General features: G+C 41.1%; 28 protein-coding genes. 6 read left to right on the forward strand and 22 right to left on the reverse strand.

Annotated elements, in window-relative coordinates:
* Positions 1–9: 9 nt before the first annotated feature.
* Genes GXZ17_RS05340 through GXZ17_RS05360 form a run of 5 tightly spaced genes read right to left on the reverse strand, consistent with a single transcriptional unit; the run spans position 10 to position 4,989 of the window.
* Positions 10–474: an NAD(P)H-dependent oxidoreductase subunit E gene (locus tag GXZ17_RS05340; RefSeq protein ID WP_409376253.1), complete on the reverse strand. Its 465-nt coding sequence runs from the start codon at positions 472–474 to the stop codon at positions 10–12.
* Positions 471–3,557, reverse strand: a complete 3,087-nt coding sequence (gene nuoF / locus GXZ17_RS05345) for an NADH-quinone oxidoreductase subunit NuoF (RefSeq protein ID WP_409376254.1) — start codon at positions 3,555–3,557, stop codon at positions 471–473. The genes GXZ17_RS05340 and nuoF overlap by 4 nt, the downstream gene beginning before the upstream one ends.
* Positions 3,558–3,562: 5 nt before the next feature.
* Complete coding sequence (locus tag GXZ17_RS05350) at positions 3,563–3,943, reverse strand: (2Fe-2S) ferredoxin domain-containing protein (protein ID WP_409376255.1); 381 nt, start codon at positions 3,941–3,943, stop codon at positions 3,563–3,565.
* Positions 3,930–4,490 carry an ATP-binding protein gene (locus tag GXZ17_RS05355; protein WP_409376256.1) on the reverse strand — a complete coding sequence of 187 codons (561 nt, stop codon included), beginning with the start codon at positions 4,488–4,490 and terminating at the stop codon, positions 3,930–3,932. Before GXZ17_RS05355 ends, GXZ17_RS05350 begins: the two co-directional genes overlap by 14 nt.
* Positions 4,491–4,494: 4 nt before the next feature.
* Positions 4,495–4,989, reverse strand: a complete 495-nt coding sequence (locus tag GXZ17_RS05360) for an NAD(P)H-dependent oxidoreductase subunit E (RefSeq protein ID WP_409376257.1) — start codon at positions 4,987–4,989, stop codon at positions 4,495–4,497.
* Between the two features lie 191 nt (positions 4,990–5,180).
* On the opposite strand from GXZ17_RS05360, the gene GXZ17_RS05365 reads away from it, so the two are divergent.
* On the forward strand, positions 5,181–5,726 hold the full coding sequence (locus GXZ17_RS05365; RefSeq protein ID WP_409376258.1) for a manganese efflux pump MntP family protein: 546 nt from the start codon (positions 5,181–5,183) through the stop codon (positions 5,724–5,726).
* 15 nt (positions 5,727–5,741) lie between these two features.
* Positions 5,742–6,500, forward strand: a complete 759-nt coding sequence (locus GXZ17_RS05370) for a radical SAM protein (RefSeq protein ID WP_409376259.1) — start codon at positions 5,742–5,744, stop codon at positions 6,498–6,500.
* On the opposite strand, the gene GXZ17_RS05375 is transcribed toward GXZ17_RS05370, so the two are convergent.
* Entirely contained in the window at positions 6,484–7,377 is an 894-nt protein-coding gene (locus GXZ17_RS05375) for a homocysteine S-methyltransferase family protein (RefSeq protein WP_409376260.1), read from the reverse strand. The genes GXZ17_RS05370 and GXZ17_RS05375 overlap by 17 nt on opposite strands.
* A gap of 413 nt (positions 7,378–7,790) precedes the next feature.
* Here GXZ17_RS05375 and GXZ17_RS05380 point away from each other — a divergent pair, with 413 nt between their 5' ends.
* The 3 genes from GXZ17_RS05380 to GXZ17_RS05390 are packed head-to-tail and all read left to right on the forward strand — an operon-like array spanning position 7,791 to position 11,197.
* A complete protein-coding gene (locus GXZ17_RS05380) occupies positions 7,791–9,320 on the forward strand; it encodes an FGGY-family carbohydrate kinase (protein WP_409376261.1) in 1,530 nt (509 codons plus the stop codon).
* Between the two features lie 14 nt (positions 9,321–9,334).
* Positions 9,335–10,012, forward strand: a complete 678-nt coding sequence (locus tag GXZ17_RS05385; protein WP_409376262.1) for a flavin reductase — start codon at positions 9,335–9,337, stop codon at positions 10,010–10,012.
* A gap of 18 nt (positions 10,013–10,030) precedes the next feature.
* Positions 10,031–11,197 (forward strand): iron-containing alcohol dehydrogenase, encoded by a 1,167-nt coding sequence (locus tag GXZ17_RS05390; RefSeq protein WP_409376263.1) that lies wholly within the window; start codon positions 10,031–10,033, stop codon positions 11,195–11,197.
* On the opposite strand, the gene GXZ17_RS05395 is transcribed toward GXZ17_RS05390, so the two are convergent.
* Complete coding sequence (locus tag GXZ17_RS05395) at positions 11,180–12,352, reverse strand: MFS transporter (RefSeq protein WP_409376264.1); 1,173 nt, start codon at positions 12,350–12,352, stop codon at positions 11,180–11,182. The two genes, GXZ17_RS05390 and GXZ17_RS05395, sit on opposite strands and share 18 nt — an antisense overlap.
* A gap of 103 nt (positions 12,353–12,455) precedes the next feature.
* Here GXZ17_RS05395 and GXZ17_RS05400 point away from each other — a divergent pair, with 103 nt between their 5' ends.
* On the forward strand, positions 12,456–12,824 hold the full coding sequence (locus GXZ17_RS05400) for a metallopeptidase family protein (protein ID WP_409376265.1): 369 nt from the start codon (positions 12,456–12,458) through the stop codon (positions 12,822–12,824).
* A 308-nt stretch (positions 12,825–13,132) separates the two neighbouring features.
* On the opposite strand, the gene GXZ17_RS05405 is transcribed toward GXZ17_RS05400, so the two are convergent.
* From GXZ17_RS05405 to GXZ17_RS05475, 15 genes are all read right to left on the reverse strand, one after another.
* Positions 13,133–13,714: an RNA polymerase sigma factor gene (locus tag GXZ17_RS05405; RefSeq protein WP_409376266.1), complete on the reverse strand. Its 582-nt coding sequence runs from the start codon at positions 13,712–13,714 to the stop codon at positions 13,133–13,135.
* A 10-nt stretch (positions 13,715–13,724) separates the two neighbouring features.
* On the reverse strand, positions 13,725–14,912 hold the full coding sequence (locus tag GXZ17_RS05410; RefSeq protein ID WP_409376267.1) for a tetratricopeptide repeat protein: 1,188 nt from the start codon (positions 14,910–14,912) through the stop codon (positions 13,725–13,727).
* Positions 14,912–15,586, reverse strand: a complete 675-nt coding sequence (locus GXZ17_RS05415; RefSeq protein ID WP_409376268.1) for a tetratricopeptide repeat protein — start codon at positions 15,584–15,586, stop codon at positions 14,912–14,914. Before GXZ17_RS05415 ends, GXZ17_RS05410 begins: the two co-directional genes overlap by 1 nt.
* A gap of 8 nt (positions 15,587–15,594) precedes the next feature.
* Positions 15,595–16,680 carry an LptF/LptG family permease gene (locus GXZ17_RS05420; protein WP_409376269.1) on the reverse strand — a complete coding sequence of 362 codons (1,086 nt, stop codon included), beginning with the start codon at positions 16,678–16,680 and terminating at the stop codon, positions 15,595–15,597.
* A gap of 147 nt (positions 16,681–16,827) precedes the next feature.
* Positions 16,828–17,307 (reverse strand): ribose 5-phosphate isomerase B, encoded by a 480-nt coding sequence (rpiB, locus tag GXZ17_RS05425; protein WP_409376270.1) that lies wholly within the window; start codon positions 17,305–17,307, stop codon positions 16,828–16,830.
* A 120-nt stretch (positions 17,308–17,427) separates the two neighbouring features.
* Positions 17,428–18,792 (reverse strand): magnesium transporter, encoded by a 1,365-nt coding sequence (gene mgtE / locus GXZ17_RS05430; RefSeq protein ID WP_409376293.1) that lies wholly within the window; start codon positions 18,790–18,792, stop codon positions 17,428–17,430.
* Between the two features lie 666 nt (positions 18,793–19,458).
* Positions 19,459–19,770 carry a hypothetical protein gene (locus GXZ17_RS05435; protein ID WP_409376271.1) on the reverse strand — a complete coding sequence of 104 codons (312 nt, stop codon included), beginning with the start codon at positions 19,768–19,770 and terminating at the stop codon, positions 19,459–19,461.
* A gap of 12 nt (positions 19,771–19,782) precedes the next feature.
* On the reverse strand, positions 19,783–21,201 hold the full coding sequence (locus tag GXZ17_RS05440) for a DUF342 domain-containing protein (RefSeq protein WP_409376272.1): 1,419 nt from the start codon (positions 21,199–21,201) through the stop codon (positions 19,783–19,785).
* 12 nt (positions 21,202–21,213) lie between these two features.
* Positions 21,214–21,975, reverse strand: coding sequence for a sigma-70 family RNA polymerase sigma factor (locus GXZ17_RS05445; protein ID WP_409376273.1), 762 nt, complete (start codon positions 21,973–21,975; stop codon positions 21,214–21,216).
* Complete coding sequence (locus tag GXZ17_RS05450) at positions 21,953–22,195, reverse strand: hypothetical protein (protein WP_409376274.1); 243 nt, start codon at positions 22,193–22,195, stop codon at positions 21,953–21,955. Before GXZ17_RS05450 ends, GXZ17_RS05445 begins: the two co-directional genes overlap by 23 nt.
* 2 nt (positions 22,196–22,197) lie before the next feature.
* The gene (locus tag GXZ17_RS05455) at positions 22,198–22,674 is read right to left on the reverse strand and encodes a chemotaxis protein CheD (protein ID WP_409376275.1); all 477 of its coding nucleotides are present in this window, start codon (positions 22,672–22,674) and stop codon (positions 22,198–22,200) included.
* 1 nt (position 22,675) lies between these two features.
* The gene (locus GXZ17_RS05460; RefSeq protein WP_409376294.1) at positions 22,676–23,272 is read right to left on the reverse strand and encodes a chemotaxis protein CheC; all 597 of its coding nucleotides are present in this window, start codon (positions 23,270–23,272) and stop codon (positions 22,676–22,678) included.
* A 36-nt stretch (positions 23,273–23,308) separates the two neighbouring features.
* Positions 23,309–24,097 carry a CheR family methyltransferase gene (locus tag GXZ17_RS05465; RefSeq protein ID WP_409376276.1) on the reverse strand — a complete coding sequence of 263 codons (789 nt, stop codon included), beginning with the start codon at positions 24,095–24,097 and terminating at the stop codon, positions 23,309–23,311.
* The gene (locus GXZ17_RS05470; protein ID WP_409376277.1) at positions 24,098–25,156 is read right to left on the reverse strand and encodes a chemotaxis response regulator protein-glutamate methylesterase; all 1,059 of its coding nucleotides are present in this window, start codon (positions 25,154–25,156) and stop codon (positions 24,098–24,100) included. It abuts the gene before it with no gap.
* Positions 25,125–25,799, reverse strand: a complete 675-nt coding sequence (locus tag GXZ17_RS05475; RefSeq protein ID WP_409376278.1) for a flagellar brake protein — start codon at positions 25,797–25,799, stop codon at positions 25,125–25,127. The genes GXZ17_RS05470 and GXZ17_RS05475 overlap by 32 nt, the downstream gene beginning before the upstream one ends.
* Positions 25,800–25,809: the final 10 nt, after the last annotated feature.

Consider the following 25,809-nt stretch of genomic DNA (forward strand, 5'->3'; position numbering starts at 1 on the left):
CGCGTCCTCCTACCGGTAAAGGGCTAAAATCTCTCGGATTCTGTCTTCTGAGAGATTGCCATAAGTTACATCGTTAATCATCATAGCGGGAGCAACACCACAAACTCCCAAACAGCTGGTCGTCTCCAGAGTAAATTTGCCATCTCGGGAAGTTTCCCCTTCTTTAATACCTAACTCCTTTTGCAAGGTTTTCAAAACGTCCACAGAACCATTAACATGACAGGGAGCATTGCAACAAACTCTGATGACGTATTCACCTGCCGGTTCTGTTTTCAGAAAGGAATAAAAAGTGGCTACTCCCCATACCATACTGGACGGAACATCTAATTTCCGGGATACATATCCTAGAACATCCCCGGGGAGATATCGCCATCTCTCCTGTATCTCTTGCAGAATAGAAAGAAGAGGAGTTTTCTCCTCTTGATGTTTCCCGATAATTTCATCTATCTCCTCATAAACTGCTAATCCAGTCATTGAACCTCCTCCTCAGCCATAACTATTTCCTGGTATTTTTTCAATACTTTTTCCAGATCGCAGCGCAAACATCGTTCTGCCTCCCGACGAGCGTCTTCCTCTTCCAGACAGAGCTTCACTTCCGAAAAAGAACACACTCGCTCTCTTACAGGTAGCTCCGGTGGTTTAACTCGAGGGATTTCTTGTAAAACTGGTGGCTCCTCCAGAATTTTGGGTCGCTCTGGCCGGATTATAACTTCTTCTTCCTCAGGCTTCAAATCCCGCAGATACTGGTGAATACTAAAGGCTGCTTTTTTACCCAGAGCCATAGCATGAACCACGGTAGCCTCTTCACCTATAGCATCCCCTCCAGCAAAAACTCCAGGAAGGGAGGTAGAAAGAGAATAACGGTCCACTAAAATATTACCTCGATGGTCCACAGATAACATCTCTCCTAAACTCTCCACTTCCGGAATTTGACCCACTGCTTCCACCACCATATCGCATTCCCAGAAAGCTTCTGCACCTTCTACAGGGATAGGTCTCCTTCTTCCACTACGGTCAAATTCTCCCAGCTTCATCCTTTGCAACCTGATACCTTTTACTTTGCCATTTTCTCCTATCACTTCAAGTGGAGCCATCAAAAAGTGGAAAATAACGCCCTCTTCTTCTGCAGCTTCTACTTCTTCGGAAATAGCAGGCATTTCACCTCTGGTACGCCGATAAACTACGTTTACCTCCTCTGCTCCCAGACGAAGAAGAGTACGAGCAGCGTCTATGGCTGCATTTCCTCCTCCCACCACCACTGCTCGACGGGGAACCTCAACATAGCCTCCTAAATTAAAGTCGCGTAGAAAGTCGAGAGCGGCAACTACTCCAGAGAGATTTTCACCAGGAATACCTAAAGGAGCGCTCTTCCAGGCTCCTATACCCAGGAAAACAGCATCAAACTTTTCCCGTACTTCCTTCCAGCTAATTTCTTTACCCACCGCTTTATTGAGCTCTATCTTTACTCCCATAGCCTTAATTTGATTAATGTCATATTCCAGAGCCTCTCGAGGCAAACGATAAGGAGGAATACCTGCAGCTAACATTCCTCCCGCTACAGGAAGAGCTTCAAAAATGGTTACCGAATAACCCAGCCGGGCCAGATAATAAGCACAAGTGAGTCCCGCAGGACCAGAACCCACCACAGCTACTGATTCATCTCGTTTTCTATCCATAACCACTGGCAAGGCTATCCGATTTTGCCGGGCATAATCAGCCACAAAACGCTTTAAATCATCAATAGCTACCGGCTCATCCATATCTCCACGCCTACACTTACTTTCGCAAAGCCGATGACAAACCCGCCCACAAACTGAAGGAAGCGGGTTATCTTCCCTGATAATCTGTAAAGCGCCCAAATAATCGCCCTCTTTAATACAAGAAATATAACCGGGAATATTTATACCCAGAGGACAGGCATGCTGACAGGGAGACACAAATAATGGCCGGCACACCACTGCTGGACATTTTTTCTCTCGAATATGAGCCTCGTATTCGTCCCGAAAATAATGAATAGTACTCAAAACCGGATTGGGAGCAGTTTGCCCCAGACCGCACAAAGCGGTGGTCTTGATCTGGTTAGCTAAATCTTCCAAACGCTCTATATCTCCTTCTCTTCCTTCTCCCTGGGTAATCCTCTGTAAAATTTCTAACATCCTTTTAGTGCCTATTCGGCAGGGAGTGCATTTCCCGCACGATTCGTCTTGAACAAACTCCAGGAAAAATCGAGCCAGATCCACCATGCAGGTATCTTCATCCATAACTATGAGACCACCCGAGCCCATAATGGCTCCTAACTCTTTCAGAGAATCGTAATCGATTTTAACATTGAGATACCCAACCGGGATACATCCTCCTGAAGGCCCTCCAATCTGCACCGCTTTTAGTTTTTTGCCTCCCCGAATACCTCCTCCTAAATCATAAATGACCTCTCCCAGGCTAATACCCATAGGCACTTCTACTAAACCGGTATTATTTATATCTCCAGCCAGAGCAAAAACTTTAGTACCTTTGCTATTCTCTGCTCCAATAGACCGGAACCAATCTGCCCCCTGTAATATGATGGGGGGAATATTGGCATAGGTTTCCACATTGTTAATCACTGTGGGTTTCCCCCATAATCCTTCCTGAGCAGGATAAGGAGGTTTAGGGCGAGGCATGCCCCTTTTTCCTTCTACAGATGCAATCAAAGCTGTTTCTTCTCCACAGACAAAAGCTCCCGCTCCAATACGAATCTCGACATCAAAGTTAAAACCACTGTTGAGTATATCTTCTCCCAGAAGACCATATTCTCGAGCTTGATTTATAGCATATTCCAGTCGCTCTACCGCTAAAGGGTATTCTGCCCGAACGTAAACATAGCCTTTTTCTGCTCCTACTGCATAGCCGGCGATAGTCATGGCCTCAATTACGGAATGCGGGTCACCTTCTAAAATACTTCTATCCATAAAAGCTCCCGGGTCTCCCTCATCAGCATTACAAATGATAAACTTGGGATAGCCTTTAGCTTGCCGGGTAAGCTCCCACTTTAAGCCCGTAGGGAAGCCTGCTCCGCCTCGACCCAGAAGACCTGACTTTTTAACTTCTGCTATTACTTCCTCAGGAGTCATCTCAGTCAAAACTCGAGAGAGAGCTAAATATCCGTCACGAGCGATATATTCTTCAATGTTCAGAGGATTGATGAAACCACAATTTCGCAGAGCAATTTTTAGTTGCTTATCAAAAAAATCAATTTCTCGCAAAAACTTTTTTCTTTCTTCCTGGGGCGGCTGATATAGTAACCTCTCTACCACCCTCCCTTTAAGAAGATGTTCCTCAACTATCTCTTTTGCGTCTTCAGGAGTTAGTTTCTGATAAAAAACCCCCTCCGGGTAGATAATGGCCAGTGGTCCTAAATTACAAGGACCCACACAACCAGTCTCGATCAACCTTACCTCATTATCCAAGGCATTTTTCTGAAGCTCCCTTACCAGAGCTTCCTTTATTTTTAAAGCCCCAGAAGAAATACAAGCCGCACCAGCACATAGAAGTACCTGACATCTTTCCTGTTCAACCATCCACTTTACCTCCTCGCCCTGCCTTCAGCATGCACTACCCAATCTCCTACAATCTGGCCATTAACCAGGTGAGAAGCTATGATTTGTCGAGCCCTGTCCGGGGTAATATCACCATATAAAATTCGCTCCTCCCCCTTTTCCACGCTCACCAGAGGTTCTCGATCACAGAGTCCGATACAACCGGCCTGGGTAACCATAACGTTAGTGAGACCTCGTTTAGCAATTTCATCCAGAATGGCTGACATTACCTCTCTCGCTCCTGCTGCTATACCACAGGTCCCCATATGCACTACCACTCTATAATCAGCCTTTCCTTCTCTCAATAAAGTTCTTTTTTGCGCTTCTTCTTTAATCCGTCTTAAATCTTCTATACTACTTATCTTCATTCCCAATTCCTCCCTTCAATATTTCTTCTTGATACTCAATCCACTCCCGAATAGCAGGCAAAAGTACACCCCGGTTTTCCTCGGTTAAATCTAATTCTTCCTCTATCTTTTTACTGTTAAATAACCACTGGCAATCATCTATTCGGTGGATAAATTCCAGCTCCACTTCTGGATGAGAAGCCATAATCACAAAAAGAGTATCAGCCAGTTTTCCCAGAGGGGGTAAATCAAGATTATCTCTTTGAAAAGTTGCTCGCACAGTGGTTCCTTTACCTTTTTCCGATAATATCTCTAAATTCCCCTCGCATTGCCTGGTTAATTGATCTAAGAGAGGAATGCCCATTCCCACCTTCTTACCCTGTCCAGAAAAAAAAGGGTCCCTCACCATTTTTAATGTTTCCTCATCCATGCCTTCTCCGTCATCCTCAATAACCAACTCCAGACGATTTTCCCGGGTATCCTCCAGGATAGAAATCCTTACTTTTTTTGCTTTAGCCCGGAGAGAATTTTCCACTACATCTAAAATGTGTAAAGAAAGTTCCTTCATAAAATTAGGAATAGCTCTTAACTATATCCATAATTTGAGCAGGGTTTACCCTCTTATAAATATCGTTGTCAATCTTAACTATCGGTGCTAAACCACAAGCCCCAGCACAACGCATTACTTCCAGGGAATACAATCTGTCTTCGGTTACCTCTCCTACTCCAATTTCTAAATCCTCCTCCAAACGATTGAGAATTTCTTGTCCTCCTCTCACATAGCAAGCTGTTCCCAAGCAAACCTGAATAATATGTTTTCCTCGAGGCTTGAGAGAGAAAAAGTGATAAAAAGTAACTATCCCGTAAATTTCGCTTAAGGGAATGTCCAGAACATGGGAAACCTTTTTCAAAACCGGGGGTGGTAGATAACCAATCAAGTTCTGGGCAGCATGCAAAGCCTGAATTAAACTACCTGGTTTCCCTTTGAATTTCTGCAAAATCAGCTCCAGGGCTTCTTCTTGGTCTGGAGAAATTATTTCTTCATCAACCGAAAGGTTAGCCATCATTTTTTCCTCCCTGTAATTATTTAAATGTATTATAATTCATTACAAAAAGTAGTTCAATTGAATCGGTTTTTCGGACAAAAACTTTTTAAAATTAATCTGTGAATGAGAATAAATATTAAGTTTCGATATCTCTTTAAAAAGCAAAAGCCTTTATGGTATAATCCACCAGGTTTTAAAAAGGAAGGATCTCATTGTTAGAAACATTTATTATCGCTATAGGATTAGGTTTAGACGCCTTCTCTTTAGCTACAGCCTTCGGGATGTGCCAGAAGGCCTGCCCGCGAGATGCCAGATTGCGTCTCTCGTTTTCCTTTGGTGCTTTTCAGTTTTTCATGCCACTCGTGGGTTTTGGAGTGGGTCGACAAGTAGCACGATTTATCAGCTCTTTTGACCACTGGGTAGTTTTAGGAATACTATCTTTAGTGGGAGGGAAGATGATTTATGAAGGGTGGAAAAGAGATAGCGACACACCTCTTATAGACTTCAGTCGAGGCTGGCCTCTCTTTCTTGCTTCTTTAGCTACCAGTATCGACGCCTTAGCAGTAGGATTCTCTTTTGCCCTTATGGGTAAAAATATCTGGTTTTCCGCTCTGATTATCGGAATAGTAGCACTATTTATGACTTATTCAGGAGTTTCCTTAGGACATAAAATAAGAGGAGTTTTTTCCTCTCCCGAGGTAATGGGAGGAATAGCTATTATATTAGTGGGGTTAAAGATTTTCTTAGAAGATTTGTAGAGAGAAGGAAAACTTATGGCAAAAAAATGTATTTTTGGACCCATATTATCACGAAGATTAGGCAGTTCTCTGGGAATCAATCTCCTCCCTTATAAAACTTGCAGCTTGAACTGCATATATTGTGAATGCGGAGTGACCACCAATTTAACCACAGAAAGAAAAGAATATATTCCCACTCAAGAAGTGATAGAAAGTCTCAAAAAATATGCTTCCTCTTCCCAATTTCGCAGCGCGCCTCCTTATTGTATCACTTTTGCCGGCTGGGGAGAGCCCACGCTTCATTCTGCTTTAGGAGAAATCGCCCATTTTATCAAAAAACTCTTCCCCGAGCAAAAATTAGTCCTAATCACCAACGGAACTCTTTTTGCTTTCTATGAAGAACTTTTAGAAGAAATAAAGGAAATGGATATCATAATTCCTTCCCTGGACGCTGCTTCTCCTCAAGCTCTCCAAGCCATTGACCAGCCTCATCCTCGGATTACTCTAAATTCTTACATAGAGAGCTTAATTAAACTACGTAAACATTTCCCGGGGGAAATATGGTTAGAGGTTTTTATAGTAGAAGGGATAAACGACTCAGAAAGAGAGCTAAATTTTCTCAAAGAGAAAATCGCCCTCGTTTCTCCTCATCGGGTGCAAATTAATGCTCTGGATCGAAATCCTGCCCGGGAAGGAGTAAAATCCCCTCCTTTTTATAAGCTGGAAGAAATAGCCTCTTTTTTAGGAGGGGAAACAATTCTTCCCTCACCGAGAAAGTCTAAAGTTGTGGTTTGAAAACAGACACTTCTTGAATAGCTTTTTTGATGGCAGCAATATACTTTTCATCTGTTCCACAACATCCACCAATTATGCTTGCTCCCAATTGAAGTAATTGTTTAGTTCCTCTTTCAAAATCTTCCGGAGTTTCGGTATAAATTACCTCTCCTTCCACCACTTGAGGAATACCAGCATTAGGTTTAAAAGAAAGAGGCCCGGGATAGCTTTCTCGATATTGACGGGCAATTTCTATTATCTCCTTTATCCCTCCTCCACAGTTAGCACCCAGAGCAGCGATGGATTCATCTTTAAAAATTTCCACTATTTGATGGGGGCTTTCTCCCATTAAAGTGGTAAAATGTTCCTCGCCCCGCTCCTCAAAGGTAAAACTAACTATGGCTTCACCACCAGAATTTTTAATTGCCTCCAAGGCTAAAAGAGCTTCGGAAGAAAAACTGAAAGTCTCTAAGTGAAATATCTTTATTCCCTCTTCTTGTAAAAGCTCGACTTGTTCCTGAAAAACTTTTTGAGCTTCTTCTGGAGAGAGGTCTCCATAAGGTTCAATAAATTCTCCCAGAGGTCCTATTGAGGCAGCCAGCAGCACTCCTTCTTTCAGTGTACTTTTAGCTATTTCTGCTGCCTGGTGGATTATTTCCTTAATTTTCCCCTCCAGGTGGTAACGCTCAAGACGAATACGGTTGGCGCCAAAGGTATTGGTTTGAATAAGGGTAGAACCTGCCTCTACATAGCTTCGGTGCACCCGGGCTATCTCTTCAGGATGGGAAAGGTTCCATTCCTCTGGAGGATGGCCTGCCGGAAGACCCAATTTCTGTAAGCGAGTTCCCATTGCTCCGTCAAAAATTATTACCTCTCTTTTTAATATCCCAGACAGCATACTTTTCCTCCTCTTTTTAAGATAAATTTAAGATAAATATATCATAGAACAGACTATAAGAGAGTGCTGCCCCCCTTATAAGCCCCTGGAAAAACCGTAAAAGTCTAAAAAAACAAATATTATTGAGGAAGAGATCCTCTTATAAACCTCAAAAAAACGTAAAAAGCAAATACGACTGGTGAAAAAAATCATCCACCAGCACAAGGGAGCTTCCCCTACTATCATGACCGGTTTTGCAGAACACTATAAATCCCGAAAAAGAAGTGAACTTCCCTTTTTACAAGTCTGGTATTTACCTTCTTTCTCCTACAGGAAAAGTAATAAAGAAAAGTCCCCTTTAAAAAAATAGATTTTGAGCAATTCGTCAAGGTAGGGTAAAATAGTAGAAATTAAAGCCGAAGGGGTGAATAAAAATGTATCTTTTGGGAACAGATATTGGTACACAGGGAACCAAAACAGTCATGGTCAACGAAAAAGGTGAGTTTATAACTGATGCTTTTCAAGAGTATGAAGTCATCACTCCCCGACCTTCCTGGGCAGAACAGTGGCCTGATGTATGGTTAGAGGCAGTGGTTAAAACTATCTCTGAGTGCGTAGAAAAATCCAAGGTCGATCCTCGGGAGATTGCGGGGTTAGCTATCAGCGGTCTTTATGGGGGTTCAGGTATTCCAGTAGACGAAGAGATAAAACCTCTCTATCCTTGCTTAATCTGGATGGATAGAAGAGCACGAGAAGAAACTCAGTGGGTAAAAGATCATGTTCCCCAGGAAAAAATTTTCGGAATTACTGGAAATTATGTTGATTCCTATTACGGCTTTACCAAAATGATGTGGATTCGTAATAACGAGCCAGAAGTGTGGAAAAAAATCTACCAGTTTGTCACTCCTAAAGACTATGTGGTCTATCATCTAACCGATGTTTTAGCTACTGATTATTCGTCAGCGGGAAACATTGGAGGAGTTTTTGATATTCGAAAGCGCACCTGGTCGGAAGAAATGTGTGAAATTTTGGGGATTCCTAAAAGAATGCTCCCTGATAAAATTTTAAAATCCTCTGATATAGTAGGAAAACTCAATGCTAAATTTGCCAGAGAAACTGGCCTGCAGGAAGGGACTCCAGTCGTATCAGGAGGAATTGATGCTCCAGTAGCTCAGCTTTCCGCCGGGGTGCTATCTGAAGGAGAACACGTAGCTATGGCTGGAACTTCAATGTGCTGGGGAACGGTGCATGGAGGACAATATCTGACTCCCCTATTAGTTAGCTTTCCTTATGTAGTTTATGATGATAAGTTGATTTATACTTTTGGAGGGAGTGCCACCTCTGGAGGGCTGGCCCGCTGGTTCAGGGATCAATTTGGAAAATACGAGAAAGAAGTAGAAAAAAATACCGGCATATCAGCTTACACCCTATTAGAACTACAAACTCAAGATATTCCCCCAGGAAGCGAAGGAGTGGTGGTTTTACCTTATTTCATGGGTGAGCGCTCACCTATCTGGGATCCCGATGCCCGAGGAACTATTTTTGGATTGTCTCTTTACCACAGTCGAGCCCATGTCTATCGAGCAATGTTAGAAGCAGCGGCTTACTCCTTGCGCCACAATATGGAAGAAGGAATAAAAGCGGGCTTGAAGCTTGATCCGGAGTGCTGGATAGTAGGGGGAGTCGCTCGCTCTTCGTTCTGGGTACAAATTTTTGCCGATATCACTGGCTTCGATATGAAAAGACTTTCCAAAGATGTAGAGGCTCCCTTTGGTGATGCTTTCCTGGCCGGGCTGGGAACGGGAGTAATCGATAAACCAGAACGAATCAAGGAGTGGGTAGACTTTCGTCCAACAATTAAAGTAAACCAAGATAACCATCACATTTATGACCAATATTACTCCATTTATAGGGAGCTTTATGAGAATACTAAAGCAACTATGAAAAAGTTAGCCGATATATAGAAAGGAGAGCAAACTTGAATTTAGATGCTCTTTATGCTCTAAATTGCGGGATGTACATTCTATGTTCGGGATGGGAAGGAAAATTCAACGGTCTTATCGTAAATGCTCTAACCCAGGTAACCGCCTTCCCTCCTCAACTGGTGGTGAGTGTAAACAAAGAAAGTTTAACCTCTACCTATATACAGAAAAGTGGCTATTTTTCAGTATCAGTTCTGGAAAAAAACACTCCGCTACCTCTCATTGGCCTCTTTGGCTTCCGCAGTGGTAGAGATACTGACAAATTATCTCAAGTTAAACACCGCCTGGGTAAGACAGGAATGCCCATCATCACTGAACATACAGTGGCTTATTTAGAAGCCAAAGTGGTTAATGAGTTAGATGCTGGTACTCACTTTGTGTTTCTGGGAGAAATATTAGAAACCGATTTTACCGAAAAAGGTGGAGAACCAATGACTTATAGTTACTATCGAGATATAAAAGGAGGCAGAGTCCCTCGCACCGCTGCCACTTACCACGAAGAAACCAAAGAAAAAGAGCGTTATCGATGTCAGGTTTGTGGCTATATCTATGATTCTTCTTTTGGTGACCCCGATTCAGGGATAAAGCCTGGAACTCTGTTTTCCGACCTACCTCCTCAGTGGGTGTGTCCCATCTGTGGAGCAAGTAAAGATCAGTTTGAAAAAATTCAGTAAAATTGAGGAGGCACAAAATTGAGAAATTTTGATTACTGCAATCCCACCAGAATAATTTTTGGTAAAGGAGAAACTGACCGGGTAGGGAAAGAATGCCAGAAGCTGGGGAAAAAAGTTCTCTTTATATATGGGGGAGGAAGCATTAAACAAAATGGGTTATACGATAGAATAATGAAACATCTGCAAGAAGAAAAACTTGTCGTTTATGAGTTAGGAGGAGTTAAACCCAACCCCCGTATTGATAAGGTAAGGGAAGGAGTAGCTATATGTAAAAAGGAGAAAATCGATCTGGTTTTAGCGGTGGGAGGAGGAAGTGTTCTTGATACCGGAAAAATTGTAGCTGCAGGTGCTATCTATCCGGGAGACCCCTGGGACTTTTTTATCGATGAGCATAAAATCCCGGGTAAAATACCTCTGGTTACTGTTTTGACTTTAGCTGCTACTGGTTCAGAAATGAATCACAATGCCGTCATCACCAATGAGGAAACTCTGGAAAAACTCGGAACTCACAATCCTCACCTCTATCCCACCCTTTCCATTCTTGATCCGGAAAATACCTACACCGTTCCTCGAGATCAAACCGTAAACGGTATCGTCGACATGATGGCTCATGTTTTCGAGCAGTATTTTCACCCTTTTCCTGAAACCCCCCTACAGGACCGGTGGGCAGAAGGATTGATGAAAACCATCATTGAATACACTCCCCGGGTTTTACAAAACCCCACTGATTATGATGGGCGAGCAGTAATTATGTGGTGTGGTACTATGGCTCTCAACCATCTTTTAGAAGAAGCAGGAGGAGGCGGAGAGTGGACCTGCCACCCTATAGAGCATGTTTTGAGTGCAGTTTATGACATCCCTCACGGAGCAGGATTAGCTATAATTTTTCCCCAGTGGATGAAGTATGTCCTGGATGTTATCCCTCACAAATTTGCTCAGTTTGCAGAAAGAGTCTGGGAAATTCCTCGAGCCAATAAAAGCGACCAGGAATTGGGACTGGCAGGAATTGAAAGAACCCGAGAATGGTTTCGAGAAATTGGCGCTCCCACTACTTTAAGAGAAGCAGGAATTGGCGAAGAAAAATTAACAGAAATGGCCAGAATGGCAGTCAAATCAGGAAATTTAGGGGTAACAAAAGTTTTAGATGAAAAGGACGTGGAAGAGATTTTAAGAATGTCTCTGTAAAGAAAAATGGGGAAAGAGCAAAAGAAAAATTAAGAAACTTAGAGCTACAAACAAAGAAAAAAACCTGATAGAGGAACTAATTCCTATCCGGTCGGCTACTAAACCAAAAAGACCAGGAGCAAATGCATTAGTTAAAGTGGTAGCAGCCATCATCAAACCAAAAATTTGCCCTTTCCCCTGAGAAGAAAAAGAAGAGAGAATATAGTTCTGGGCAGGCATAAATCCTAACCAGCAACTCCCCAACAAAAAGAAGAGAATCATCAAAAAAATAGCGTTTTGTACATAAGCGAGAACCCATATGATAGGAATGGTAAGAGCAGAAATCCATAGTATAAAAGGGAAAGGTGGAAAGCGGTCTACTAACCTACCCAGAACTAAAGTAGCAAGCATTCCCCCTAAGAACAATACACCAGTAACTAAATTGGCAGAAGAGGGAGAAAAAGCTCTTTCTTTAACAAGATAAGTAGGAGCAAAATTTACTATAGCGGTTATACTTAAAATTCTCAAAGCTAAAGCCAGAAAAAAAAGGATTTGGACTCCCAAAGAAAGAGAAGATCCTGTTTCCCGAGGAGAAGAAGAGAAATGAGATTGTTTTTCTTTTCCTGGTCTGGGAAATATCTTGAGAAAACAATAGCCAATTATTATTCCAGGAAAGGCAGTAACATAAAGAATTCCTCTCCAACTTATTTTCTGCAAGAGAGCTCCATAGAGAAGAAACATAATAAAAATTCCCAAAGCTCCCCAGAACTCAAAGTTTCCTAATTGAGTTCCTTTTTGTTTATCGGTACTATCACTTACTAAAGCGTAAGCTGCCGGATGATAAGTACTCACTCCTGAAGCGGCGACAAAAAGAAAGAAAATAAAAACAAAGACATTACCTGCCCATCCTAAAAGGAAAAAGCCTAAAGAAGCTATCAAAAATCCCCCTCCTATGAGAGTGAAAGGAGAAAGAGAATCAGTAAGTTTTCCAAAAATAAAAGAAAAGAGAGCAATAGCTCCTAAATAAAGGGTAAGAATGACACCAGCTGATTTATAGCTCAATCCAAATTGTTCTAAAAGAAGCGGCAAAATAGAAGGTAGAACAAACCAGTAAATGTCATTTACAGCATGGCTCAGACCCCATTGGCTAATAAAATGGTGATTTCTAGTATCCATTCTTTTTCTTTAAATCTCCCTGGTTCTCAATTATATCAGATTATCCATTCCTTATGAGGTATAATTTTAATATTCTGATAGAGAAAGGAGGAAAAAGACTACCATGGCAATAGATAAAGAGCAACTTTCCCTCTTAATAGAAGAAATTCTGGAAGAGCTCCCTCCCCTTTTCAAAAATAGTATAAGTAATGTAGAATTTGTAGTCGAAGATTACCCGGATCCCGAGATTCAAAAGCAGTTTGGGTCTCGCTTTTTACTAGGACTTTATCAGGGTATTCCTCTTCCTCGAAGGAATAGAAGTTACAACCTGGTTATGCCCGACCGGATAGTAATTTATCTAGGAAATCTGGAAAGAGTAGCCGGTAAAAATTGGCCAGAGGAAGTAAAGAAGGTTCTGTGGCACGAAATCGGACATTATTTTGGCTTAAGTGATGAGGAACTCTGGAAATTGTCAAGCGAGGAAAAAAAGTAAATAATTTTTCCTGATACCTGAAAGAAGATTAATACCTGAGTTTATGTTAAATTTGGGGTATGAGAGTATTCCGTTATTTGTCTCGATAAGAAAAAGCCTCAAAGAAAGAATACCAAAGTAAACTAAACTGGCCTAGAAAATTCTTTTCAGTGATTCCTGCATTGTAAATAAATGACTCGTCACTTCCATCACCTCTTGTACTGTAATCAAAATAGCTTTCAATCTTCGTCTTAGCTTTGGCTCTCTCCTATTATTCCAACTAGCTCATTGTGGTCCATTCTGCAGCCTGCTAGACCACTTTCCCTCGCTTAATCCAGATATTCTTTTAACTCTTTTTGGAGTTTTTTACGAGCGCGATGAAGATAAGTTTTTACCGTACCCACCGGTAAATTGGTAATTTCAGAAATATCGCTATAAGATAAACCTTCTAAATGACGCAAGACTATTACTTCTTTGAATTTAAGAGGAAGATTATCAATGGCTTTTTCTAATTCCCTCCGTAATTCCCGGTTATCCAATTCTCCATCAGGGTCAAGAAAGGAGTTTTGCTCTATCAATTCTCCCCATTCTGTTTCTTCTTCTTCCCCCACCGGGGTATTAAGAGAAAAAAAGAGAATTTTTCTTCGCCGGAAGTAATCTCGACAAACATTAAGGGCAATCCGAAAAAGCCAGGTAGAGAACTCATAGGAATGATTATATTGATGAAGAGCAAAAAAAGCCTTGGTAAAAGTCTCTTGAGCCAGGTCTTCTGCTTCTTCTTTCTGCTTTACTAAACGATAGATATAATTTAAAATTTGCTTTTCGTAACGGCGCACTAAGAAATAAAACAGGTCATCATTACCATTCAATACCTCGGTAATGATTTCCCGATCACTTTTTTCTTCATACATGTTAGTTAATCTACAAAATGTTATTTTTAAGCCATTCAATACGAAACTGAACGTTCTTAATTAAAGAGCTACCATCGGCCCACTTGGCTCCGGGGTACTCCCGGATAATTCGAAGATAAATGTTGTAAGCTTCTTGATATCTGCCCAGTTTTTCCAGACAAAGCCCTTGATTAAGAAGGGCTGCTGGAGCAATGAGAATTCCATTGTACCAGGTTCCCTGTGGATAATTATTAACGCAATTTTGAAAGGCTACTAAGGCTTTACTGTATTCTTCAGCCTTATACCAGGCAGCGCCGACAAAGTATTGAGCATCATCTGATATATCGGTCTGAGGATAGAGCTCTACGTATTTGGAAAAAAGAAGCGCCGCCTCCGGGTAATTTTCCAATTTATAGAGACAATGAGCAGCAGAATAGAGAGCCTTCCTTCCTGCTTCACCACCATAGCTCTGAGCTTTATCATAATTAGAATAGGCTTCTTGATAAAAACCTAAAATGTAATAACAATCCCCCATCTCAAAGTAAGCTACGCCTAAAAATTCACTTCCTGGATAATTATTCACCAACCATTCGTATTCTGTGATAGCGCGTCCATAGTCTTTTAGCCCTTCGCCAAAACTTTTAGCTAAGAGATACTGTGCATCATCAGAGAATTCATTATTCGGGTAATTGTCTCTAACATAAGACAAAAAAGAAATGGCATTCTGGAAATCCCCCAGGTAATAAAAGGAAGCTCCTTTAATAAAAAGAACCTGAGGTAGTGAATTTCCTCCTGGATAATTAGCAAGGAACAAATCCGCCTGAGAAAGGGCTCGCTCATAAAAACCCAGACTATAGAGCTCAATAATATAATTATTAAGGCTTTCCTCATCCTCGGGGACTAAATATACCCTACCTTCCTGACTAATCTTTCTCGTTTCTCCAGCTTTTACTTCCGCCTTTATCACTTTACCCGTATACTCAGGATAGGAAAAGAAAAAGTAATGCTCTCCAGACGACAACCCCTCTATAAGGAACTTCCCCCCCTCACCAGTAAACACTGTGCATCCTCCTCCTTCTACCACTGCTCCCACAAGAGGCTCGCTTTCTCCCCAAACTTCCCCTTCCAGGGAACCTTTCTCTGTAACCGAAAGACAGCCGGAAAAAATACCAACCACTAAGACTAAACTTACTCCTAAGAAGATAATTTTTTCCCTCATCAAGATTCCCCCTTCAATTCTTTCAATTTTTCTTCTGCCCAATTATACGCTATCTCCTCTTTAGAAGATTCTTCTAAAATATAAGTTAATTCTTCCTTAGCCTCCTCTTTCCTTCCTTCTTCAATCAATGTAGCAGCTAAAAAATAACGAGCCTGGAAATTTTTAGGGTTTTTATTCAGGATCTTTCTAAAAGCTTCCTCAGCTTCCTCACTGTCTCCTTTTTTATAGTAAACCCAACCCAAGTGGAGGAGGTAAAAAGAATTAGAAGGAGAAAGCTCTACCGCTTTCTCCAAAGCCTCTTGAGCTTTATCCCACTCCTTGGAGTAATCACTTCTAACCTCATAAATATAACCCAGTTCCCACCAGGCGCTATGATCTTCAGGATGAGCTTCCAAATACTCTTCATAAGCCTTTATGGCTTTCTCAGAAACAGAGATAGCTCGCCGATATTTTCCCTGCTCCAGGAGTATTTTCCCCATCTCAAAGTAAGCTCGATGCACCTCTATTCCTTCTTCTACACACCGCTCTAAGATTTTCAGTGCTTTTTGATTCTCTCCTCTTCCCCGGGCTTCTATGGCCTGGTCAAAAAGGTTTTTTTCTTCAGCTCTTAACCATCCTCCACTACAGGAAATGACCAGCACCAATACCATCAGATAAAAAGAGATCTTTTTCATTTTATACCTCACTTCCTGTCCACCGTCAAATATAGGATAAGACCAGGCAGACCGAAAATAATATTGGGCATCCAGGCTGCTATCATAGGCTCCATTATCCCTCCTCTTCCCAGAGAACGAAAAATGGAGAGCAACATATAATAAGCAAAGGCTAATATAACGGTAACGATAACTCCTATGGTTCTTGTATCTTTAGTACGTTGAACTCCTAAAGGTATTCCCATCAACATAAAAACCAGAGCAGAAAAAGGAATAGAATACTTAAGATGATACGCTACTTCAAAGTTTTCAGTTTTAGCCCCTGCTTCTTTCAGAATATCAATCTGTTTTTTTAATTCTCGAGAAGGCATCTCTTCCGGACTTCTCTGTTCGGTAAAAAAGCTTTTAAGTTCTTCTTTCATATCTATAATCATCTCAGAAAATTCAATCTCCTGAGTGAGCAGGCCTCTCTCATCATAACGATGTACCACCCCTTCTTTCAATAACCAGCGGTCTTCTAACCATAGAGCACTTTTAGCCAGAATCACATCAGGAAAGGAACGACCTTTACCTATTTCATAAACTATTACATCTTTCATCTCCCAAGTTTCATTATCCAGTTCGTTAACATAAAAATAGCGGTTCTGGGCATCTCGGAAAAACACATTTTTCTCAATTTTTGGAGGGCCTTCTTTATAGACATATTCCCGGATTAAAACCTGCGCTCGGTGATTGGTCTCGGGAACTACTACATCGTTGAGAGCGAAAGAACCCACGCTTACCAGAATAGAAAAAATGATATAGGGTAAAATAATTCTTTTTAAGCTTATCCCGCTGGCCTCCATGGCTATCAATTCGCTATCCCGGGAAAGACGTCCTAAGTTGAGTTCCGAAGCTAATAAGCCAGAAATAGGAAAAGTCATCACCATATGAGCAGGAATGTAAAGAAGGAGGATTTCCAAAACAATGAGAAAAGGAACTTTTTTATTAACAAAGAAATCAGCCAGTTCAAAAAGAGTTTGTACCAGCATTATAACGGTTACCGCTCCCACCCAGGTGAACATGCCACTAGTGCTATCTTTGATCAGATAACGATCCATTATTTTAAGCAGCAATGTTTTTCACCTTCTCTATTTTACTCTTTACTGTATCAACTTTCAGCTCGGCGTGCCGGCCTCTTCTCATTTTATCCCCTATCATAGCTATCTCCCAAAGTTAACAAACACTTCAACCCATCTAAAAAAAACAAGGATGTCACTTTTTCAAGCAAAGCGCTTCTCGAAAATCTTCCCTACTTTCTTTTCAATCTCTTCTAAGTATTTAAGTCTTTCAGCATACTTTCCTCCAGCAAAAGGAGTAGAAAGAAAAATATTTACTAACTCCAGCGCCTGAGATAAAGCAATAGTACGAGACCCCATAACTAAAACATTGGCATCGTTATGACTGCGAGCCATACGAGCAGTAAAAGGATTAAAACAGAGTACCGCCCGGATACCCGGGTAACGGTTAGCCGAAATTGACATTCCCCCACCTGTTCCACAGATGAGAATACCCTTCTCAAAGTCACCACTTAATAACCCCTCGGCGACTGCCTGAGCGTAAGGAGCAGTGGCTACCGGATGTTCATCGTGAGTGCCTACGTCGACTATTTCATATCCCTCTATTAATAGCTTCTCCTTTATCGCTTCTTTAAATACAAAACCGGCGTGATCAGAACCAATTCCTATCTTCAAACCTCTCACCCTTTTCCTTCAGTCTCTGGAAGAATAAGCTTCTTCTCCACTTCGTTATTTTATCACAAAAGGTTCTATCATTTCCTTTATCTATGTTGTAGCACCAATTCAGGAATGACTTTAATCGTTTTACAGTGGTAAGATTTTCTGTGCTATCTCTAAATACATGAAAACCCCTATAATGTCCACTATCGTAGTAATTACTGGTGTAGCAGCAATGGCGGGGTCGAGTTTCATTTTTTTGAAAAGCACCGGCAAAAATACACCCACAAGATTGGAAATAAAAACAATTATCCATACCGAAATTGCCAGCACCAGACCAAGAAGTAGTGATTCTCGAAGAAAAATGACCCGTGCAACAGCAACAATTCCTAGAAGAATCCCCAAAATTCCACCGATAAGAGCTTCAGAGAAAATCATCTTCCAGAGAGAAGGACCTTCAATTCTCCCCAGAGCCAGTTCTCTCACTACAACAGCAGTGGATTGGCTTCCTACGTTTCCACCGGTATCGGTAAGCATAGGAATAAAAAAGGAGAGTGCTACAGCAGCCTGGAGAATACCTTCAAAGCTTTGCATAACAAAGCTCGTGAAAGTCCCCATGATGAGAAGAATAGCGAGCCACAAAAAGCGACTTTTAATTTTTTTCCCCAGAGGAGCACGGAGATATTCATCTTCGGTAGTCACAATAGCAGCCAAACGATGTAAGTCTTCCGTAGCTTCTGCCTCCATAACATCAATAACATCATCAATGGTTACCGCTCCCACCAATCGGCCTTCCCGGTCAACAACCGGTACAGAAAAAAGATCATATTTTTGAACGATTTGAGCCGCCTTTTCCTGATCATCATCAGTGAAAACAAAAACAAAATCCCGACTCATGATATCTCCTACTCGCTCTTCCGGGGAAGCAAGAATAAGATCTCGCAAAGTCAATATTCCCAGAAGGTGACGCTCCGCATCAATAACATAGGCAGTATAAGCAAGTTCTTCTGGTGGATTCAAACGCCGAATCCGGCTTAGAGCTTGTTCTACTGTGTAAAATTCTTTTAAATCGATGACATGGGGACTCATGATCCTGCCGGCACTATTTTCTGGATATCCTAACATGCTAGCAGCAATATTACGCTGTTCCGGCTCTAAGAGGTTCAGAAACTTTTTGACCACTTTAGCAGGGAGTTCGTCAAAAAGCTCCATTCGGTCATCAGGAGACATCTGATTCAAAATTTTAGCTACCCACTCATCGGTAAAATGGTGAAGAAGATTTTCCTGTTGCTCAAAGTCAAGTTGTTCAAACACTGCAATAGCCTGATCTTTTTTGAGAAGACGGAAAAGAAGCACCTGTTTCTGGACATCAAGAGAAGCTATAATCTCAGCAACATCCACAGGATGAAGAAGGCTGACGCGTCTCTTTACCTCACTATACTTTCCTTCTTCAAGAAGATCAGCAATTTCTCCGGTGAGAACGTAAACGTCTTTTTTGATTTCCATTTCCATATTTTTCACCTCTTTCCCTCTTCAAAGAAATTGTAACACAGATTAAAAAGATAGCTCAAAACGTCTTCGCGTAAAAGCCAATAAATACTATAACTATCCGGCACCTCTATAGCCCAAACCGGGGAAAAGAGCGGCTTGTGATATTTTCCTGTTCTGTCACCGAAAGAACAATTCACAGCTCGAGATTGAAAAACACAAAAAAACTAAAAAAACGACTGAGAGAAAAAATCTTCCTCACACAAGAAGGAGAACTGCCCTCTATAATCCCAAAAAAACTAAAAACATAAAATATGGTGTAAGATTAAAGAAAAGAGATTAAAAGCAAAAAGGATAAAATTATGTTGGAGGAAAAACACTCCAACGTTGAGGGAGAAAGCAGAAAATCTACGATGTAAAATATTTAAAAATAAAAATACAAGCAAAAAAAGAATTTAAAACCACACTGGAGAAAGAGCACTCAAAAAAAAGAAAAAGATTAAAAACGTAAAAGATGAAAACCACTGGGGGAGAAAAAACATTTTCTCAGTATAAGGAGCATCCTTCTATAATTCCTCTTGAAAAGCGAGATGAAAAATGCTTCACTGCTTTCTACTGCAACCCAACCGGCGGCATCCAGCACTGGAATAAATTGAGGGGTTTCAAGGGAAAAGGAATAATTAGCTATTTTTATACTCTAATATCAATTATGTTTCCTTTTTCCTCTTTTACATCTAGCTGTTTTTCCTGTTTTTTCTTTTTCTCAGCATCTGCTGTATCTACTACGTCTCCTTCTTTTCTCTTTTTCCCTTCCTCTTCCCTTGTATAACGGTCGGTTTCTGGAGAAGGAATTACTTCCCTCTCTACTTTTTGAGCTTGACCCTGTATTTCTTGAGCTAAAGCGTAAGATGATAAAGTGGAGGCGTCATTTTCCACTTTCTGAATACGTGCTACCTCAGGAGAACGAATTACTACATTTTGCATACTTACCGGATCTACCATAAAATCACCCTCTTAGCTTCGAGGTCTCTCGAAGCTTCCCATTACCACCTCCTGATCTTTTTTGTAAAAGGAGGCATAAGGAATTTCATCTCTCACAAGATACGCAAGATTGCCCACCGTGATTCTTACCTGAGGATAGACTTTTTCCTCTATCAAGACCTTCCCTTCTCCTCCAGAAATTATTTCTTCCAATTCTTCTAACCGTTCTTCACAGAACTTCTTTTTTTCTTCAGCCAACCGGCAGGTTTTCTTGAGTCTCTCTAAAATTTCAACCATCCGACGATCAAGATTCTTCCCTGCATTTCGCTGCTCCTCAATAGCCTGGAAAGCTTTTTCCCCTTCTGCAAGTTGTTTTTTTGCCTTTTCTAACTCTTCTAAGAGATAATTATACTCATCCCGGAGAGCAGGGTCTATGCCTACCATCACCTCTGTACTGGTACCCATAGGTGACCCCAGAGTTTTTACCCACACTAAATTTCCCGCTTTTATCCTTCCTCCCACCGCGAGACCCTTCCGACCATTTACTATCACTTTTCTCCCGGCAGAAACCTGGCTGTGAAACACTGCTTCTCCTACTATAACATCTTGACCTGCTTCTACTATAGCATTCTCTATTACTTTAGCTTTTACATCTCCTCTTGCTCTCACCAACCCTTTTTCTCGCCCAAATATTCCCCCCCTTATTATGACGTTTCCCTGTGACTGCACAGTAGCCGCTTCTACGTTACCCCAGACTTCTATATCTCCTTCTGCCTCTACTTTAAAGCCACTACGTATTGTTCCTCGAACTATTATAGAACCAACAAAAGAAATATTACCTATCGAGACATCCACATCTCCATCTACTTCAAAAAGAGGCAAAACCGATATGGTTTTACCCACCAACACCGGTCTTCCCGCCACTTTAGCAATGGCTTTAGTGCCTTCTTCTATTAACTCCACATTCTTTCCCACTCTTATTTTAGCCGGCCTACCCGGCAAAGCAGGAATTTCTTTTCCAAAAACATCCTGACCCGGTATGCCTTCTCTCGGAGGGATAAGCTCCGCCAATAAGTCTCCTTCTTTCACCTCTGGTATTTTCACAAAATCAAATAAATCTACTCTTCCGCTCTCGTCTTCTTCCCACCTCTTTTCCAGTTCCTGGGTAAACAAAACTTTTACTTCCCCATCCTTTCCCCTCTGTGGTCTTTTCCCTTCAGCAATAAGGTAACGACCTTCTTCCTGAAGAAGCTTTTTCCCCTCTTCCAGTACTTCCTCTTTTATTCCTGCGACTATTCCCCTGCTAGCCAAAAAGTCTTTTAACTCCTCATAAGAGGAAAGTTCCTCTTCAATAAGGGGTTTCTTAACCACTAATTCTGCCCGTAAGCCATCACCAGAAATAAAAAGCTGAATCCGATTATCCTCTTCTAATAGTTTAAGAGACTTGAGCAATCGTACCTCCTTTTACTTCCAATCGGAAAGTTTTGCTTTTAATTTTAAGAGAGCACGAGAAATGATTTGAGAAACTCGTGACTCTTTCACCTCCAAAATAGCACCAATTTCTTTGAGAGTTAAGCCTTCAAAATAATAAAGAGTAATACTCAATCTTTCTCTCTCTGGTAGCTCTTCAATAGCTTTTCCCAAATAATCTAACAGCTCTTCTTTTTCCAGAAGAGCTTCAGGATTAAACATTAAGCGTTTTTCTTTCACTCCGTCAATAAGTTTTTCTCCCTCTTCCTTTTCTTCATCTAAGGAAAAGAAAAAGGCAGACTTACCTCGCTCTATTATCCAGGTTACCTCTTCTACAGAAACCTCTAGCTCTTCTGCTATTTGTGATAATGTCGGTTCTCGCCCTTTTTCTCCTTCCAACTTTTGGTAAGCAGCCATAACCTCTTTCCAGCCCCGGCGCTCTCGGCGAGTCAAGGGGTCTAAGCTTCGCAAATAATCTAACGCTGCTCCTCTAATTCGAGAAAGAGCAAAAGTCTCGAACCTTAAACCCTTCTCTGGTTGATAACGATCTAAAGCCTGGAGTAAACCAATTACTCCGTAGCTCTCTAAATCCTCCCTATCTATATGAGAGGGGAGAATATAAAGTAGTCTTCCCAGAGCTATTTTAACCAGATAGAGATAATGTTCTGCTAATTTTTCCCGTTCTACGGGGTCTTTAGTCTTAGAATAACTATCCCAGATTTTATCTATGTTTTCAATCTCTGGAGTCAGATTCATCTCTTATTTCCATTTCTTTATTTCCACCAAGAGAAATAATCCATAAAGAATAATAAAATATAACTATATAAGTTACAGAAAAAAGCAAAAACCCCCTCCAAACCAGGGTTAAAAAGCTTAAATTACGCCAGAAACCCCAGATGAGATATGCTACAAGCAAGACCCAGGACAAAAAAAGAGCAAAAAGACGCGCCAGATTTTTGTCTCGTTTAACCTCCATTTTTACACTACCACAGGTTTTTGTCCGATGGTTTTTATCTCCAACCTTCCATCCTCAAGATAAAACATAATGCTCCTTCCCCGATTTCCTCCCGTATCATCCGCTCGCAAAGGTATTTTTAATTTCTGAAGTTCTGCTTTAACTGCCTCAACATTTCTTCTTCCAATATCAAAAAGAGAGTCCGTTCCCGAAAACATTTTTGCTCCTCCTGAAATCTTGGCAAAAATATTCTCTGGCGAAGCACCTTCGCTTTTAACTTTTTCCCACAGAGCAGGAACTGCGGAATCAGCAAATTTAAAAGGATTACTCTGACCTGGAATACTCTCAGGAAGGAGAATATGAACCATGCCACCAATTTTTTTGCGGGGATCATAAAGACACAAACCTACGCAAGAACCAAGCCCCAGGATACAGAGAACATCCTCAGGATTACTACTTACCCAGTACTCTGCCATTCCCACTACTACTCTATTGTACATTTCAGATTACTCCTATAGCCTGCAAGATTATCTCCAGGGAGCTAGTATCTGGTATGAGCATAAAATACCCTTTTATTTTATTCTCCTCTTCCACAAACTCCGTTTCTATAAGTAAAGCATAATCGCCTCTTTTAGAAATTTCAATCAGTATCACGTCCACAATAGCACCAGCCATGTCAATAGCTAAAGCGGGAACCGAATGATTCAGTCGCAGACCGGTAAAATCGGCTAAAGCAGACAAGTAAGAAGAAGAAAGGATATTCCCTATTTCCTCCATTGCTGACCGTGCTATTTCATCCATATCCAATACCTGTTCTCGAGAAGGAGTGAGGTCTCCCAAAAGAATGTTCATGATTTTCAGGGCGTCTTCAATAGTCATAACAAACAGAATGTGGCCATTCGCAGCTCCAGACATAGTCAAGTAAACCCCTAAAACTTCTTTCTCTGGCCCTCCCAACCAATCAGGAACATCTTTAAGGGGTAAAATCTTAACCAGAGGTACTTCCATTTTTACCCTTTTTCCCACCACTTTAGATAAAGCAGTAGCAGCATTACCTGCTCCAATGTTACCTACTTCTCGAAGGGCATCCAGCTGCATTTCATTCAATTTTTCAAAAGAAATTCCCACATGCACTCACCTACCTTTCTGGTAAAAAAAAGGCAAAACATAGCGCAATCCTAAAGAGGAGGGGTCAGCAATCCGTTCGGTGCTTCCTATCCATAAATACCCTCCTTCTTGTAAAGCGTTACTCATTTTCTCAAAGGCCATTCTCTTAGCCTCATCCTCAAAGTAAATAACCACATTGCGACACACCACCAAAGCGAAAGTTTCTTTTACCTCATCTTGCAAAAGATCATGTTTTTCAAACACGATTCTTCGCTTCAGACGAGGAACAACAGCGTATTTTCCCTCTCCCAGAGGCTGAAAATATTTTTCAAGATACAAGGGAGGGACACTACAGATAAAGTCCTCAGAATACACACCCTCTTTAGCTTTATATAAAGCATCCTCGTCTATATCAGTAGCCCAGATGCGATAAGGTTTATGATGAGGCATTTCCTCTAATATCATAGCTAAAGAATAGGGTTCACTTCCCACAGAACATCCTGCACTCCATATTTTTAAAACTAAACCCGTCCCTTTCATAAGTTCTGGTAGAATTTTGTTTTTCAAGTCTTCATATCGCTCGGGATTACGAAAAAACTCCGAAACATTGATAGCAAAACGATTTTTGAAATCTTCTAAAACCTGGGGATCTTTATCTAAAAGCTCAACGTATTCTTCCACATTTTGGGCTCCAGCTCTACTCATAATAAAAGGAAGACGCCTTTGCAGTTGTTTTTCCTTATAGTAAGCAAGGTCAATCCCTGTCTTTTCTAACACTTTATCTCGCAAATATTGGATATCTTCTTTCTTCAACATTTAGCTTTTCTTCCTATTGGAATCCCACTCCAAAATTGCCGGAGGAATATCCTGTAAAGGTAGTACTTTATCGGCCAATCCTTCTTCTATTACCGCCCGGGGCATACCAAAAATAAGAGAAGTCGACTCATCTTGAGCAATAACTGTCCCTCCCTTTTTTTTGAGAACCCGGCAACCCTCGAGGGTATCTTTTCCCATTCCAGTCAGAACCACAGCTAAAATATTCTCCCCTCCAAAGACATTTACTGCTGAAAGAAGGGTAATATCAGCACAAGGCTTCAAACCTTTTACTGGAGGGTCATCACTGAGACTAACCTCCTTTTTCTCATCTACTAAAAGATGTTTTCCCCCCGGAGCAAGGAGAGCCCGATTAATAACCAATTTATCTTTGTTATCTGCTTCTTTGATGGGAAAAGGAGCAGAATTATTTAGTCTTTCTGCTAGGCTTTTAGTAAAACCACTAGGCATGTGTTGAACTATCAACATTCCACTTTTTTTCAAAGGAGAAAGGTTATTAACAAGAGTATGCAAAACCCTGGGACCCCCGGTAGAGGCAGCTACAAATACTAAACAAGGGCATTCTTCTCCCTCTTTTTTCCGAACAGAAATTTTTTTTCTTCCCCGGTCTTGAGTGGCAAACTTCTCCACTTGAGAGAGGGGAATAGCACTTGCCGATTTAACTTTAGCAATTATTTCTTCCTTTTTTTTCTCGATATCTAAGGATATACTCCCGGATGGCTTGGGAATAAAGTCCAGTGCCCCCTTATCTAAAGCTTGCATGGTGATTTCACTTCCCTCTTGAGTCAAAGCACTGAGCATCACTACCCGCCGAGGACGCTCCTCAAAAATTTTCTCGAGCAGTGCCAAACCATCCAAACGGGGCATTTCTACATCTAGGAGAATAACATCAGGATCTAAATTTCTCAGCTTATCCCAGGCATCTAATCCATCCCGAGCGGTAGCTATCACCTCAATTTCCGGGTCAGAATTCAATAAATCACTAACTACCTTACGCATAAAGCTTGAATCATCTACCACCATAACTTTGATTGTTTTCATGTAGCAAAAGTCCTTTCTTCCTTAGTTCTATCTGCTGTTTAAAAATATAACGGATAATTTCTTCTCTGTCCTGGTCGGTTATTTCCACAAACTGGAAAGCATAAGAATAAGGATCATCTTTTCTCGCTACTTCGGCTTTACCAATGATATTTATATCGGGAAGAGAAAGGGAAAATACTATTTCCTCTCCTACCTCCAGAAAAACTCTCTCCCCGCTAAATGAAGCTAACATTCCTCCTCCACTCAGGTTTTTGGTATAGCCGAAAAAAGATTTACCGTCTTTTTTAATTAAGAGTGGTTGAACGACATCTATTCTTACATAATTTCTTCTCTGTTCTCTTTCTACCTCCCGAGGTAAATTCAAAATGAGGAATGCCATATTCTCTTTTTTCAGCCGACTTTTGGCCTCCCCCTCAAAATGAAAAATCTCCTTCTCTCCCAGAATATAAACAGATAGTTTCTCTCCTACTCCTATCGGAACCAAAACACCTTTTTCTTGAGGGGCAGCCACCCAAAATTCTTCTTCTCTAACCAGCTCAATACGACTGGGATAATAAGAGACTACTTCTTCTCCTTTTTCATTTTTCCTCTTTATTCCTAAACTTACTCTTCGATTAGGCCGAAAAACCCGAGAGATTTCCATATTTCCCGAC

The organism is Candidatus Sordicultor fermentans (genome assembly GCF_012728195.1).
Taxonomy (GTDB): domain Bacteria; phylum Atribacterota; class Atribacteria; order Atribacterales; family Caldatribacteriaceae; genus Sordicultor; species Sordicultor fermentans.

Coding starts and splice junctions, on each gene's coding strand:
- GXZ17_RS05340 (WP_409376253.1), bottom strand. CDS start 474: ATGACTGGATTAGCAGTTTATGAGGAGATAGATGAAATTATCGGGAAA.
- nuoF (WP_409376254.1), bottom strand. CDS start 3,557: ATGGTTGAACAGGAAAGATGTCAGGTACTTCTATGTGCTGGTGCGGCT.
- GXZ17_RS05350 (WP_409376255.1), bottom strand. CDS start 3,943: ATGAAGATAAGTAGTATAGAAGATTTAAGACGGATTAAAGAAGAAGCG.
- GXZ17_RS05355 (WP_409376256.1), bottom strand. CDS start 4,490: ATGAAGGAACTTTCTTTACACATTTTAGATGTAGTGGAAAATTCTCTC.
- GXZ17_RS05360 (WP_409376257.1), bottom strand. CDS start 4,989: ATGATGGCTAACCTTTCGGTTGATGAAGAAATAATTTCTCCAGACCAA.
- GXZ17_RS05370 (WP_409376259.1), top strand. CDS start 5,742: ATGGCAAAAAAATGTATTTTTGGACCCATATTATCACGAAGATTAGGC.
- GXZ17_RS05375 (WP_409376260.1), bottom strand. CDS start 7,377: ATGCTGTCTGGGATATTAAAAAGAGAGGTAATAATTTTTGACGGAGCA.
- GXZ17_RS05380 (WP_409376261.1), top strand. CDS start 7,791: ATGTATCTTTTGGGAACAGATATTGGTACACAGGGAACCAAAACAGTC.
- GXZ17_RS05395 (WP_409376264.1), bottom strand. CDS start 12,352: ATGGATACTAGAAATCACCATTTTATTAGCCAATGGGGTCTGAGCCAT.
- GXZ17_RS05400 (WP_409376265.1), top strand. CDS start 12,456: ATGGCAATAGATAAAGAGCAACTTTCCCTCTTAATAGAAGAAATTCTG.
- GXZ17_RS05405 (WP_409376266.1), bottom strand. CDS start 13,714: ATGTATGAAGAAAAAAGTGATCGGGAAATCATTACCGAGGTATTGAAT.
- GXZ17_RS05410 (WP_409376267.1), bottom strand. CDS start 14,912: ATGAGGGAAAAAATTATCTTCTTAGGAGTAAGTTTAGTCTTAGTGGTT.
- GXZ17_RS05415 (WP_409376268.1), bottom strand. CDS start 15,586: ATGAAAAAGATCTCTTTTTATCTGATGGTATTGGTGCTGGTCATTTCC.
- mgtE (WP_409376293.1), bottom strand. CDS start 18,792: ATGGAAATGGAAATCAAAAAAGACGTTTACGTTCTCACCGGAGAAATT.
- GXZ17_RS05435 (WP_409376271.1), bottom strand. CDS start 19,770: ATGGTAGATCCGGTAAGTATGCAAAATGTAGTAATTCGTTCTCCTGAG.
- GXZ17_RS05445 (WP_409376273.1), bottom strand. CDS start 21,975: ATGAATCTGACTCCAGAGATTGAAAACATAGATAAAATCTGGGATAGT.
- GXZ17_RS05450 (WP_409376274.1), bottom strand. CDS start 22,195: ATGGAGGTTAAACGAGACAAAAATCTGGCGCGTCTTTTTGCTCTTTTT.
- GXZ17_RS05455 (WP_409376275.1), bottom strand. CDS start 22,674: ATGTACAATAGAGTAGTAGTGGGAATGGCAGAGTACTGGGTAAGTAGT.
- GXZ17_RS05460 (WP_409376294.1), bottom strand. CDS start 23,272: ATGCAGCTGGATGCCCTTCGAGAAGTAGGTAACATTGGAGCAGGTAAT.
- GXZ17_RS05465 (WP_409376276.1), bottom strand. CDS start 24,097: ATGTTGAAGAAAGAAGATATCCAATATTTGCGAGATAAAGTGTTAGAA.
- GXZ17_RS05470 (WP_409376277.1), bottom strand. CDS start 25,156: ATGAAAACAATCAAAGTTATGGTGGTAGATGATTCAAGCTTTATGCGT.
- GXZ17_RS05475 (WP_409376278.1), bottom strand. CDS start 25,799: ATGGAAATCTCTCGGGTTTTTCGGCCTAATCGAAGAGTAAGTTTAGGA.